The sequence below is a fragment of the Flavobacterium daemonense genome, from assembly GCF_007341385.1.
In the GTDB taxonomy this organism is placed as follows: Bacteria; Bacteroidota; Bacteroidia; order Flavobacteriales; family Flavobacteriaceae; genus Flavobacterium; species Flavobacterium daemonense.
This window is the reverse complement of record NZ_VJYD01000009.1, coordinates 88,667-102,462: the sequence shown is the minus strand read 5'-3', so window position 1 is coordinate 102,462 and position 13,796 is coordinate 88,667. Positions and strand designations below refer to the sequence as shown.

Below are 13,796 nucleotides of genomic sequence, written 5' to 3'. Positions count from 1 at the left end.
ATGAAAAACAGATATATAAAATATTTTATTCTGCTGTCTCTATTTTTTGTTTTTGGATGCAGCAATACGAAATATCTGCCGGAAGGCGATTTATTGTACACTGGTGCTTCTGTAAAAGTGAAAGATTCGATTATTAAAAAGAAAGATCGAAAAGCTTTAGAAAACCAGCTAGAAGGATTGCTTCGACCAAAACCGAACAAACAATTTTTAGGTCTTCGCCCGAAATTATGGATTTACAATATTGCCGGCCAGCCAAAAAAAGACAAAGGATTTCGATATTGGCTCCGAACAAAAGTAGGCGAGGAACCAGTACTTTTCAGTAAAGTCGATTTAGATTATAATGCATCCGTTTTAAGAAATTTTACCGAAAACAAGGGCTATTTTAAAACCCGAGTTAGTGCCGATTCTACTGTTCGAAACAAAAGAGTTACTGCCGAATACATTGTTGTGCCGAAAAAACAATACATCATCAAAAGTGTCACTTTTCCTGATGATTCATTGGCGATGTCAAGAATTATTGGAAGATCAAGCCGAAGAAGTTTATTAAAAGTAGGAAATCCGTATGATTTGGATGTTATAAAAGCCGAAAGAGAGCGAATTGATGCCAGATTGAAAGAGAAAGGATATTACTATTTTAATCCCGATTATATTTTGGCTAAAGTGGACAGCAGCAAAGGTGATCACGAAGTAAAAATAAGATTAGTCATAAAAGATGATGCGCCACCAAAAGCGTTGACGGCTTATAAAATTGATAAAATTTTTGTTTACCCAAATTTTTCGATTTCAAAAGATAGCGTAAAATATAAGCCAGAAGATATTGTGCAGTACAAAGATTTTACAATTATTGATTCGGCAAATACTTTTAAACCAAATGTTTTTGACCGAACAATCTATTTTAAAAAAGGTGATTTATACAACAGAAAAGATCATAATTTGACCTTAAATAGATTTGTAAATCTTGGAACTTTCAGTTTTGTGAAAAACGAATTCAGAACTTCCGACAGTATAAAAAATGCGTTGGATTCGTATTATTATTTGACACTTTTGCCAAAGAAATTCATTCGCGTTGAGGTTTTAGGAAAAACAAATTCGGCGAGTTATACTGGTACAGAACTGAATGTAAACTGGAACAATCGAAATCTGTTTCGAGGTGCAGAATTGCTGACTGTTTCTGTTTTTGGCGGTGCCGATTTTCAGCTTGGTGGTGTAAATAAGGGAAAAAATATATATAAAATAGGAACAGAAACCAGCTTGACTTGGCCGAGATTTATTACACCTTTTCATATTGAAGGTTCAAGCGAATATGTTCCAAGAACCAAAGCCTCGCTGCGCTATGAATTTCAAAACAGAACACAATTGTATGCTTTAAATTCGTTTAAAACTTCTTTTGGTTATTTATGGAAAGAAAATGCGCGAAAAGAACACCAATTAAACGTTTTTGATATTACTTATGTTAGTCCGAATCATGTCACGCAGGAATATTTAGATGATATTAAAGATGATCCGTCGTTAGGAAAAGTAATTGAAAAACAATTGATTTTTGGGCCGACCTACACTTATACGTACACGAATACCATGCAGAAGCGTAAAAAGAATACGTTTTATTTTAGTGGAGAATTGGATTTGGCAGGAAACATAACAGGTTTGGTTACCGGAGCAAACATTAAAAAGAACGATACAATTAAAATCTTTGATGTCCCTTTTAGTCAATATGCGAAAATCAGAGGTGATTTTAGGCATTATTTGAAACTTGGAAAAGAAAGTGAATTAGCCAGCAGAATAATAGTTGGAGCCGGAATTCCTTATGGAAATTCGAGTGTTTTACCAACATCCAAACAATTTGTAGTTGGAGGAACAAATAGTATTCGAGCTTTTAGAGCTAGATCACTTGGGCCGGGAAGTTATTACAATGCACCAACTACAAATGATTATCTGCCTGATCAATCGGGAGATTTGAAACTGGAATTTAGCACCGAATATCGAGCGAAACTTTTCAGTATTGTAAAAGGTGCTGCTTTTATTGATGCGGGAAATATTTGGCTTGTAAATGCCGATCCAAATAAACCTGGCGCTGAATTTTCTAAAGATTTTATGAAGGAACTTGCTGTAGGTGCGGGAGTTGGTCTGCGTTTTGATGTTTCGTTCTTTATTCTAAGAACTGATTTGGCTTTCCCATTGAGAAAACCCTATTTACCTGAAGGGGAACGATGGGTAATTAAAGACATCGATTTTGGAAGCGGACCATGGCGAAAAGAAAACTTGATTTTGAATATTGCTATTGGCTATCCATTTTAAAGGTTTTTTTGCCACGAATTTCACGAATTAGCACAAATTTCTCTTCTGTATTTTTCAATTTTACGAATTAAAAATTCGAAAAAATTAAAATGTAAACGTTCCAAAAAATTAGTGTAATTAGTGAAATTCGTCGCGAAAAAACTAAAAAAAGAAGTAAATTGGTCTAAAATATTTTAGAGGAATGCGAAACTTAGTCAAAAGAATTATCGGGATCAGTGTTATTGTTTTAGTCATTATTCTGGCTTTCAAATTCTGCCAATTTAAAAAAGATGACGATTCTGATATTCAGTATAATACTAATTTAATTCAGCAGCAGATTCTAAATGTTGGGAAATTGGTTGTTACCGAAGGACATTTTTCAGAAGTCATTACGTATAAAAATCAGCAGAAATATTTCATGGACATGATTTCTTTTGAGAAGAAAGCGCTTGTTGTCGTTAATGCAAATGTGACAGTTGCCTACGATTTGCATAAAATGAAATACGATATCGATGAAAAAAATAAAACGATTACGATTTTAAATATCCCAAAAGAAGAAATCACAATAAATCCCGACATTCAGTTTTATGATGTAGAACAAAGCAAACTGAATCCGTTTACAGGAGATGATTACAATAAAATCAACAAATCTGTAAAGGCAAATCTAGCTAAGAAAATTGAAAAATCGACTTTAAAAACAAATGCCCAAAACCGACTTATAAGCGAATTGTCTAAAATCTTGATTATGACCAATTCAATGGGCTGGAAACTACAATACAACGGAAAAACAATTGAGTCGGAAACAGAATTGACTCAGGATTTGAAGTTTTAGGGCGAGGTTCAAAGGGACAAAGTTGCAAAGAGGCAAAGTTTATTTTCGCAATCTTGTCATTTCGAGGAACGAGAAATCTCCGCAAGTAGCTCTACAAAGATTGGATTCTCGTTGGGGAGTTACTTGCGGAGATTTCTCGTTCCTCGAAATGACAAAAATGAAGTTATAACTTTATGTTTGCGAGATTAAAAAAAATCTGCAAAATCGCCAATCTTTGTAGAATTACTAGTGTGATTTCTCCTTACGTCGAAATGACATAAAATGAAGAGAAACCTTTGTAGCTATGTAACTTTGCGCCTTTGAACCTTAAAAATTAAACTGTTTCTTTATCAAAAATCAAATCCAAACCGCCAGAAATTAAATGTGCAATTTCAGGGCGTTTTGTTTTCAGTTGATCCAAGTAAACTAGTACTTCTTGCAAAAGTTGTTTATCATCAGAATCTTTCAAAAGTTCAGCAATTTCGACAGATAACAACCAATCGTTAGCATGATTGTTTTTTAATTTCTCAAAAACAGATTTTAATTCCGTTTTAGCATCTTTATTATTTCGGATGTTTCGAACAGTTGCGTACAAAATTTCTAATTCATCGCGTTCGTCTGTATGTTTTGCTTTTATAGTTTTTGTTGTCGGAACAATATTAATCAAGTCAAAACTATTCACATCGGCAGGGCCAGAAAAAGCAGAAACTACTTTTTTGCCAATCGCCATATCATAATTTCCCCAGTCAGGCTGAAATAAAATCGTTTCGCCATGAGTAACGGTACAGTTTCTAAAACTGATCAATATAATTTCACCATGCAAGTTTCTAGAACCCGTAATAATTTCACCTTCCACAATAATATTGCCTTCAAATTCCAGTTTTACCGTTTCGTTTTCAACAATGCTGTAAGCCTGTAAATCCTTCGGACTCATATCTTCAATTGCTAAATTGAAGCCTTTCAGTTTCCCAATCGGACTTCCAAATCCGTGCGGATGCGTTAAAGTTCCGTGTCCAACTAATTCTTTTTCGCGGTAAGCCAGAGCCGTTTTTCCAGTTGTCTGAATGTAAACCGGTTTTCCTTCCTCTTCAATCACATTCGTGAAAACGCCAGAAATCTGTAAACCAGTGCTTAATTCGATTGTTCCAAGAGCATTCGACTGAATCAATTTCTGAATTCCAGAAAGACCTCCCGTGCGTAAAGCCATTTTATTTGCAAATTCTTCTAAAATCAAACTCAAATAAGAGAACGTTGGCGTTACATATAGTTGAGGTTGTAATTGCGTGATATCAAAATTTTGATTTGCGGCCGAGATATCATAAGGGATTTTCTTCACATTATCGGTCATACAGTGAGCGCTTTCGCCAATTGAAGAAAGCAATCCGGCGCCATATATTTTTGGATTTTCAACTGTTCCAATTAAGCCGTATTCCACTGTCCACCAATGTAAATTTCGAATTTGAGCCATTTCAGACAATTCGCCCATGTTGTTTTGCAAATCGGCAACTGCTTTTTCGGCCTCATCAATTTTTTCTTGTGGCGTATCTTCGGCTTCTTTTAAAATCGAAAGCAGACGAATCGCTTCGTACATTTGATAATCTTTGTGAGAAGAAATCGCTTTGCATCCAATTTCGCCAAAGCGTCTCAAATATTCAGCATATTCAGGATTCGCAATAATAGGAGCATGGCCCGCACCTTCGTGAATAATATCTGGCGCAGGCGTGTATTCGATATGTTCCAATTGTCTGATATCTGAAGCAATAACCAGAACGTTATACGCCTGAAATTCCATAAAAGCATTCGGCGGAATAAATCCGTCAACGGCAACTGCAGCCCAGCCAATTTCGGTAAGAATGCGATTCATTCCGTACATACTCGGAATAGAATCAATCTCGATTCCGGTTTTTTTCAAACCATCTAAATAGGAGTGATGTGCAACTTTAGAAAGGTAATCGACATTTTTGCGCATTACATAACGCCAAACCGCTTGATTGATAGGTGTGTAATCGCTATAATCCTGAGGTTTAATAAATTGCTTTAAATGTTTAGGCAATCGCTCTAATAACGGATTGGTTTCTATAGACGCATTCATTTCGAAAACTTTGTGAGTTAGAATGTAAAATTACGAATTTAGACCGCTAATTTTTGCTATTCATCACAAATTTTTTATTCGAAAGTATGTTTTATTGCGTTTTTATAGATTTTGATGATTTGCGTAATTTAGATTTTTATGGCTTTTTGATGGAATTTCGTAATTCATTCTCGGCATTTCTAAAATATTCAATTTTATGATTGAACATAAAAGCCATATTGGTGGCGCGCATTTTAGCCTCTTCCGTTACTGGACCAGCAAATTGCTTGTCAATTGTTGAGTTGAAAATTTCGATCCAGCGGTCAAAATGCGTTTTATCGACCGGTAATTGTTTGTGAGGAGGAAAAGGAGTTCCAGAATAGGCACGAACATCGAATAAAATAGTCTGCCAGAAACCATACATTTTCTGTAAATGCGGTTCCCAACGATCTTGAAGTTTATCGTTAAAAATGGGTCCTATAAGATCGTCTTTCCGAACATTATCGTAAAAACTATTAACCATTTGTTTGATGTCTTCTATCGTCGAAATATCTTTAAGCGCGTCCATTTTTTGTTTCTAAATGTGAATTGCAAAAATACGATTTAAGTCCTTCTTATTTCTATGACATTTGTCATTTAACAAGTAGATTTTTTAGTCCGCAACACAATTAAATCGGCTTTAAGAATGATGATAAAAATGTAATGAAATTTAAAAGTAAGATTTTTTGTGCTTTTATCTGTATTTTGTTTTTGATAATCAATTAGTTATGTTTTTAATGGATAAGTTTTTGTTAAGGTAAATTTTACAAATGATGTGTATTTGTAAAGTTTTAATTATATCGATTTCGTGAAAATTGATATAATTTTAATGCGTTTTTATAAAAATAATCATAATAAAATGAGAAAAATTTAACTATCAACAAACCTCAAAAACCACAAAAAATGCACAAAACTACTCAAAAACCTACAAACCGAGTAATAACAAGAGCATTATGTTTCATGATGCTGTTTTTGCTTATTACAAAAACGAATGCCCAAACGGTCACGCCATTTATAACATCTAGCGATCAAACCAAATTACTACAGCAACAGGCAACTGTAAGTTTCGGGACAAATTCTGGAACCAATCCTTCTACAGTAACCGTTAATGCGGGAACAACCTATCAAACCATGGAAGGCTTCGGTTATACGCTTACAGAAGGTAGTGCCGAAGTGATTAGCGGAATGGCGGCAACGCAGCAAAATCAATTATTAAATGATTTGTATAATCCGAATACTGGTTTAAACGCAAATGTAATCCGTATTAGTATAGGAGCTTCAGATTTAAGCAGTTCTTCTTATAGTTATAATGAAACTTCAGGAGATACAAATATGAATAATTTTAGCCTAAACGGCCCAGATTTAACCTATTTGATTCCGATTATCAAAAAAATTCAGCTGATCAACCCAAATATAAAAATTCTAGCAACACCTTGGTCGCCTCCTCGCTGGATGAAAACCAACGGGTCTTGGGTTGGAGGAAGTTTGCAGACACAATATTATGCGGCTTATGCTAAATATTTTGTAAAGTATATTGCAGCAATGCAAGCGCAAGGAATTTCGATTTGGGCAATCACACCACAAAACGAACCTGAAAATCCAAACAACGAGCCAAGTATGCTGATGAATTCTACAGAACAAAAGAATTTTATTAATCAGCAACTTGGACCACAATTGGCTGCTGCTGGATATGGTGGTGTTAAAATTATTGCTTTTGATCACAATTGCGATAATACAGCTTATCCAATTGATGTTTTAAACAACAGCAGTTATGTTGACGGTGCAGCGTTTCATTTATATTTAGGAAATATCTCTGCAATGTCAACCGTAAGAACGCAAACTAATAAAAACGTTTATTTCACAGAACAATACACAGGTTCTGGAGGAAGCTTCAGCGGCGATTTTGGTTGGCACATGCAAAATGTTGTGATTGGCAGTACAAACAACTGGGCAAAAACAGTTTTAGAATGGAATGCTGCAAATAATTCAAGTATAGGACCGCATACTCCGGGAGGTTGTAATACCTGTTTAGGAGCTGTGACGGTAAATAGCAGTACAAGTTATACTAAAAACGTTGCCTACTATATTATCGGCCAAATTTCTAAATATGTGAAACCGGGGGCAGTAAGAATCAGTTCTTCTAGCACAAGCGGAAGCATATTGTCGGTTGGATTTAAAAACCCTGACGGATCTATTGCTCTTGTGCTTTACAATACTTCTGGCTCATCAAATACTATAAAAGTGATTTCAGGATCATCAGCATTTAATTATGCGGTTCCGGGTTCTTCAGCAGTTACATTTACATGGGGCTCAGGAAGCCCAGTTGCTGTAACGGGAGTGAGTGTAAATCCAACTTCTGCAACAATTACGGCAGGACAAACACAGCAATTGACAGCAACAGTTTCTCCTAGTAATGCGACAAATACGTCGGTAAATTGGAGTTCAAGCAATACTTCGGTAGCAACTGTCAATTCAAACGGTTTAGTAACGGGAGTCGCGGCAGGAAACGCTACAATTACGGTTACAACGGTTGATGGAGCTAAAACGGCAACAAGTGCAATTACAGTAAATGCTTCGTCAACGGGATTTCCGGGATACTATAATATACTTTCAAGAAACAGCAACAAAGGTCTAGATGTTGCCGATAATTCTACAAGTAGCGGTGGAAGAATTCAGCAATACGATGTCACAAATGGAGGAGGAAGCAATCAAAGATGGAAATTTGTTTCTGACGGAAGCGGCAATTACTACATCATTGTAAAGTCAACAGGAATGTATCTTGCGGTTGAGAATAACGGAACGACAAATGGACTGAAAATACAACAAAGAACTTTTTCTAATTCAAATGAATTTAAATGGACAGTTTCAAGTTTGACTGGAGGATATTATAAAATTATCAATGTAAATACGGGTAAATCCCTTGATGTCGAAAATGTTTCTACAGCAAATGGAGCAAATATTCAGGTTTGGGATTATACTGGCGGACTAAACCAGCAATGGCAATTTGTTCAGGTAGAATCAACGGCAAAAAAAGCTTTGGTTCAGACTGTTTCGGCAGAAGAAGAAAGTCCAAATGATATGACGATTTTTATTAATTCGTCAAATGATTATTTAAAAATTGATACCAATCATAAAGGAAATGCTAGCCTTGAAATTTTCTCTGTTGAGGGTCAAAGTGTTTTGAAGAAAAACGTAAATTTTGAAGGAAGTCAGGCTGAAATTGAGATTTCAAGATTGCCAAAAGGAATTTATGTCGTACGAGTAAATGACAGCACGGGAACTTATTCTAGAAAAGTGCTGAAACAATAAATTACAAATCTAGAATTCAATTAGTAATTTTATATTTGATTTTAAAAGGCTGTCTACGGTTAATAGACAGCCTTTTTTTATCCAATTAATTGTGTAAATAAATCTTGATTATCGTTTAAATATTGAAATTCAAAACCATTTTTGGTCATATTCAATTTGATATTCATGATATCTTTCTTGTTTTTTAATTCCAACCCAACCACAACGGAACCTACCTCGCGATTGTTTTTTTTATGAAACTGAAAATAAGTGATATCATCATCTGGGCCTAAAATATTATTTACAAATTCTTTTAAAGCTCCGGGACGCTGCGGAAACTGAATCATAAAATAGTGCATCAAACCTTCGTAAAGAAGTGAACGTTCTTTAATTTCGGCAGTTCTTTCAATATCATTATTGCTTCCGCTGACAATACAAACCACATTTTTTCCTTTGATTTTATCTTTGTAAAAATCCAAAGCCGCAATTGTCAAAGCGCCTGCTGGCTCAACTACCATTGCTTCTTCGTTATACAATCGTAAAATTGTCGTGCAGACTTTTCCTTCGGGAACCAAAATAATATCTTCCAAGTTGTCTTTGCAGATTTCAAAAGTCATATCACCGACTTGCTTTACTGCTGCGCCGTCAACAAATTTATCGATTGTTTTTAGTGCCGTATTTTTGTTTTCTCTGATTGAAGTTTTCATCGAAGGAGCACCTTTTGGTTCAACACCGATGATTTTCGTATTCGGACTCAAATGCTTAAAAACTTCAGATAATCCAGAAGCTAGCCCGCCACCGCCAATTGGGACAAAAACATAATCGATTGGTTCTTTGAAGTTTTCCAAAATTTCTAGACCAACAGTTCCTTGTCCGGCAATTACTTTTTGGTCGTCAAAAGGATGAATAAATGTTTTGTGATTTTTTATGGCATCTGCAGTTGCAGAGGCGTAGGCATCATCAAAAGTATCTCCAGTTAAAACAATTTCAACAAATGATTTTCCAAACAATTGTACTTGTTTTACTTTTTGCTTCGGAGTTGTTTTTGGCATGTAGATTTTGCCTTTTATTTTTAAAAGATTGCAAGAATAAGCTACGCCTTGTGCGTGATTTCCTGCGCTGGCACAAACAATTCCATGTGCTTTTTCTTTTTCGTTCAGCGATGAAATCTTGTTGTAAGCGCCTCTGATTTTATAAGAACGAACGATTTGCAGATCTTCTCTTTTTAATAAAATCGTCGATTTAAATTCGTCTGAAAGATTTAAATTTTGGGTCAAAGGCGTTGCGGCAACGACATTTTCAAGTTGCTTTTTTGCGTTCAGTACTTCGTTGAATAAACTCATGATGTTTTGTTTTCTTGCCACGAATTACACAAATTAGCACTAATTTTTCTCGTCTTTCAGGAAAAAATAATTCGTGTTAATTTGTGTAATTCGTGGCAACATTTAATTATTTCTTAAAATAAAAAACCTCCCGTTTTGGGAGGTTCTATAAAATATATTTTACTTACTTATATAACACCTCGCCATCACTGCTGAATTGCAATAATGCTGATAATAGCGATAAAAATGTTATTAAAGTTTTTCATTTTTCTTGTTTGAAAAGCAAATGTATTAATTATTTCTGAAAATAGTTCACAACATTTTAAGTTTAATAAAAATCTCAAAACGAACAATTGTAACTGAGAACTATTTTTTAACTACTGGCGGATATTGTGCTAAAATTTTGGTCACAAACTCAGTAATTCGAGCATCTTTTTTGTCTATGTTTTTGTACAAAGTACCAATACCTTGACCTTGCCAGATCATTTCTTTCTTCTTAGCATCAATTATATCAATGAATAAAGTTCCCTCAGTATATCTTGAAACCGATGTTCCTCCATACATATAAGGGCTGTAACCCCATCCCCAGCCGTAGCCCCATCCGTAACCGTATCCAGCATAGTATTGACTTATATTAACTTGTTCTTTTGCTTTCGTGAAAATATTTATCAATACATCAGGATCTTCGCTTTTGGTAAAGCCTTTTGCTGCCATTTGATCGTCTATTGCTTTCAGGATTCTTTTTTTATCCAAATCAGAAATCTCGACCTTATCAATTCCGGGTTTAAAATAGGCGTATGTTTTATAAGGCGTGAAATCAACCGTTTTGTCATAATCAGAGTAAGCACTTACCGTGTCGCATGATGCTGCAAGTATCAAAAGCAAAAAAATCGGAATTAATTTGAATGTTTTCATATGTTTAATGTTTAATGTTCTTGGCTTTTTTTGTCATTCTGAACGAACTCTAAACCAAGCTCAGAATGATATTTTGTTTTTATGACAAAACTTTTGTGAACTCTAACTATAGCAGATTTTCATCTACCATATTTGGTAAAGTTACTTTTAATAAAGGCTCAACTTCCATTGCTCTTTTTATAGCAAAAACAGCACCTTCATTTCGAGCCCAGCTTCGTCTTGAAATTCCGTTGTTGACGTCCCAAAAAAGCATTGATGCTAAACGCTTTGAAGCCTCTGTAGAACCATCAAGAACCATACCAAATCCGCCGTTTATAACCTCTCCCCAGCCAACGCCGCCGCCATTATGAATAGAAACCCAAGTTGCACCTCTAAAGCTGTCTCCAATCACGTTATGAATTGCCATATCGGCTGTAAAACGAGAACCGTCATAAATATTTGAAGTCTCTCTATAAGGCGAATCAGTTCCTGAAACGTCATGATGATCGCGTCCTAAAACAACCGCGCCAATTTCGCCTTTTGCAATCGCTTGGTTAAAAGCTTCTGCGATTTTGATTCTTCCTTCAGCATCGGCATAAAGAATTCTCGCTTGAGAACCTACGACCAATTTATTTTCTTGTGCGCCTTTAATCCATTTGATGTTGTCCTGCATTTGTTGCTGAATTTCATTTGGAGCCGTTTCAGCCATTTTTTCTAAAACTTCACATGCAATGGCATCTGTCTTCAGCAAATCTTCTGGTTTTCCTGAGGTACAAACCCAACGGAAAGGACCAAATCCGTAATCAAAACACATTGGTCCCATAATATCCTGAACGTAGCTCGGATATTTAAAATCGATATTATTTTTGGCCATTACATCAGCGCCAGCGCGTGAAGCTTCAAGTAAAAAGGCATTTCCGTAATCAAAAAAGTACGTTCCTTTTGCAGTGTGTTTGTTGATTGCTGCAGCATGACGGCGAAGTGTTTCCTGAACTTTTTCTTTGAATAGTTCTGGATTTTCAGCCATCATTTTGTTAGCATCTTCAAATGAAATTCCGACAGGATAATAACCTCCAGCCCAAGGATTATGAAGCGAAGTTTGATCTGAACCCAAATCAATTTTGATATTTTCCTGATCAAAACGTTCCCAAACATCAACTACATTTCCTAAATAAGCAATCGAAACGGTTTCTTTATTGGCTTTCGCCAAAGCTACTCTGGCAACCAATTCGTCTGTTGAGGTAACGACTTCATTAATCCATCCTTGCTCGTGACGGATTTTGGTGATTTTCGGATTTACTTCGGCGCAGACCGTAATACAACCTGCAATATTTCCGGCTTTTGGCTGTGCGCCAGACATTCCTCCCAATCCAGAAGTTACAAATAAACTTCCTTCAGGATTTTGTTTTATTTTTCTGAAACCATTCAAAACCGTAATCGTAGTTCCATGTACGATTCCTTGTGGGCCAATGTACATATAACTTCCGGCTGTCATTTGACCATATTGTGAAACTCCTAGCGCATTCATTTTTTCCCAATCGTCCGGTTTAGAATAATTTGGAATCACCATTCCGTTTGTAACCACAACTCTTGGCGCTTCTTTATGCGAAGGAAATAATCCCATTGGATGACCTGAATACATTGTTAAAGTCTGCTCATCTGTCATTTCAGACAAGTATTGCATCGTCAATAAATATTGGGCCCAATTTTGGAAAACAGCACCATTTCCTCCATACGTTATCAACTCGTGCGGATGCTGAGCCACGGCATAATCCAGATTATTCTGAATCATGTGCATAATCGCTTTCGCTTGCAATGATTTTCCAGGATATTCATCAATTGGTCGCGCATACATTCTGTAATCCGGACGCAGGCGATACATATAAATACGCCCGTATTTTTCTAATTCTTCTGAAAATTCAGGAAGTAATTCGGCGTGATGTTTTGGCTCAAAATAGCGCAAAGCATTTTTTAAAGCCAGCTTTTTTTCTTCTGCCAAAAGAATTTCTTTTCGTTTTGGTGCATGATTAATTGCTGGATCGTAGTCCTTTTTTTGAGGTAATATATTTGGAATTCCTTGCTGTATTTGTTCTTTGAAAGTCATTTTTTTAAGATTCTAAGATGCTGAGGATCTAAGATGCTAAGATATTGCGGTTAGATTAACAACAGATTAATTTTTTGTTTTTTAAATTATTTCGATTGAATGGAACTTCAAATGCGCGAATGCTTAATTGAGTGCAATTGGAATTTGGAATTATTTGCATTATCTCATTTTCAAGTTGACACATTCTCGCATTGGTACATTTTCTAATTAAAAAAAACTAAGGATAGCGGATATCCGACCTGTGATAGGATTTGTGGATCTTAATCCTGAATTTTCGTGAATGGATATCCATATGATATTTTAGATTGTTGATTTTAGATTGTTGAACTATCTAATTGACACATTTTCAAATTATCTAATTAGCTTTCTTTCTTATTTCGCCTGTTCGTTTATCGAAACCGTAGGGACAATGACGACAGCCGCTTTTGCAGCAATAACCTCTTTTTAAATGATGTTTTTCAGTAAAGCATTTATAACCTTCGGGCGTATAGTAAAAATCTTCACCTTCGATTAATTTATTTTCATTACTTTGCTCTTTCATAAACCTGCTTCGCGTTCGTTTTCGATAACTTTAAAAATCAAAAATAAAAATATTTGATTATGATTTTAATGAAATCGAATAATTTTATAGCTACAAATTTATAAATTTTACAGCCAATGTTTCTGATTGTTGCCAAATATTTAATTCCGAAAGGATATCGAGGAATGGCTGTTTTTCCGTTTGTTTTGGTAAAATATGATTTTGATAAAACGAATAGCATTTTTGTCAACCATGAAAAAATTCATTTAAGACAGCAATTAGAATTGTTGGTAATTCCGTTTTTTGTATGGTATTTTTTAGAATATTTAATTCGGCTGATTCAATACAAAAATGGAGCTTTGGCGTATCGAAATATTAGTTTTGAAAGAGAGGCTTACGCCAAAGAAATCGATATGAATTATTTGAAAAACAGATCATTTTTTCAATTTCTGAAATATATCAAACGGCACTAA

10 protein-coding genes are annotated in these 13,796 nt (G+C 35.3%); 4 read left to right on the top strand and 6 right to left on the bottom strand.

What is annotated here, in order from left to right; translation table 11 throughout:
* Positions 1-2,295, top strand: coding sequence for a translocation and assembly module lipoprotein TamL (tamL, locus tag FND99_RS13030; protein WP_144338389.1), 2,295 nt, complete (start codon positions 1-3; stop codon positions 2,293-2,295).
* Positions 2,296-2,476: 181 nt separating this feature from the next.
* Positions 2,477-3,106 (top strand): DUF4230 domain-containing protein, encoded by a 630-nt coding sequence (locus tag FND99_RS13025; protein ID WP_144338388.1) that lies wholly within the window; start codon positions 2,477-2,479, stop codon positions 3,104-3,106.
* A gap of 313 nt (positions 3,107-3,419) precedes the next feature.
* Here the strand turns inward: FND99_RS13025 and FND99_RS13020 are convergent, their stop codons facing one another.
* Complete coding sequence (locus FND99_RS13020; protein WP_144338387.1) at positions 3,420-5,177, bottom strand: aromatic amino acid hydroxylase; 1,758 nt, start codon at positions 5,175-5,177, stop codon at positions 3,420-3,422.
* 136 nt (positions 5,178-5,313) lie between these two features.
* Positions 5,314-5,724: a group III truncated hemoglobin gene (locus FND99_RS13015; protein ID WP_144338386.1), complete on the bottom strand. Its 411-nt coding sequence runs from the start codon at positions 5,722-5,724 to the stop codon at positions 5,314-5,316.
* A 374-nt stretch (positions 5,725-6,098) separates the two neighbouring features.
* Between FND99_RS13015 and FND99_RS13010 the strand changes: the two genes are divergently transcribed.
* The gene (locus FND99_RS13010; RefSeq protein ID WP_144338385.1) at positions 6,099-8,504 is read left to right on the top strand and encodes an RICIN domain-containing protein; all 2,406 of its coding nucleotides are present in this window, start codon (positions 6,099-6,101) and stop codon (positions 8,502-8,504) included.
* A gap of 77 nt (positions 8,505-8,581) precedes the next feature.
* Here the strand turns inward: FND99_RS13010 and ilvA are convergent, their stop codons facing one another.
* The 4 genes from ilvA to FND99_RS12990 all read right to left on the bottom strand — a co-directional run bounded on the left by ilvA (position 8,582) and on the right by FND99_RS12990 (position 13,344).
* Complete coding sequence (gene ilvA, locus FND99_RS13005) at positions 8,582-9,826, bottom strand: threonine ammonia-lyase IlvA (RefSeq protein ID WP_144338384.1); 1,245 nt, start codon at positions 9,824-9,826, stop codon at positions 8,582-8,584.
* Positions 9,827-10,171: 345 nt separating this feature from the next.
* Positions 10,172-10,720, bottom strand: a complete 549-nt coding sequence (locus tag FND99_RS13000; protein ID WP_144338383.1) for a DUF4136 domain-containing protein — start codon at positions 10,718-10,720, stop codon at positions 10,172-10,174.
* Positions 10,721-10,826: 106 nt separating this feature from the next.
* A complete protein-coding gene (locus FND99_RS12995) occupies positions 10,827-12,803 on the bottom strand; it encodes a urocanate hydratase (protein WP_144338382.1) in 1,977 nt (658 codons plus the stop codon).
* Positions 12,804-13,158: 355 nt separating this feature from the next.
* Complete coding sequence (locus FND99_RS12990; protein WP_073418076.1) at positions 13,159-13,344, bottom strand: DUF5522 domain-containing protein; 186 nt, start codon at positions 13,342-13,344, stop codon at positions 13,159-13,161.
* 116 nt (positions 13,345-13,460) lie between these two features.
* Here FND99_RS12990 and FND99_RS12985 point away from each other — a divergent pair, with 116 nt between their 5' ends.
* Positions 13,461-13,796: a hypothetical protein gene (locus tag FND99_RS12985; RefSeq protein ID WP_144338381.1), complete on the top strand. Its 336-nt coding sequence runs from the start codon at positions 13,461-13,463 to the stop codon at positions 13,794-13,796.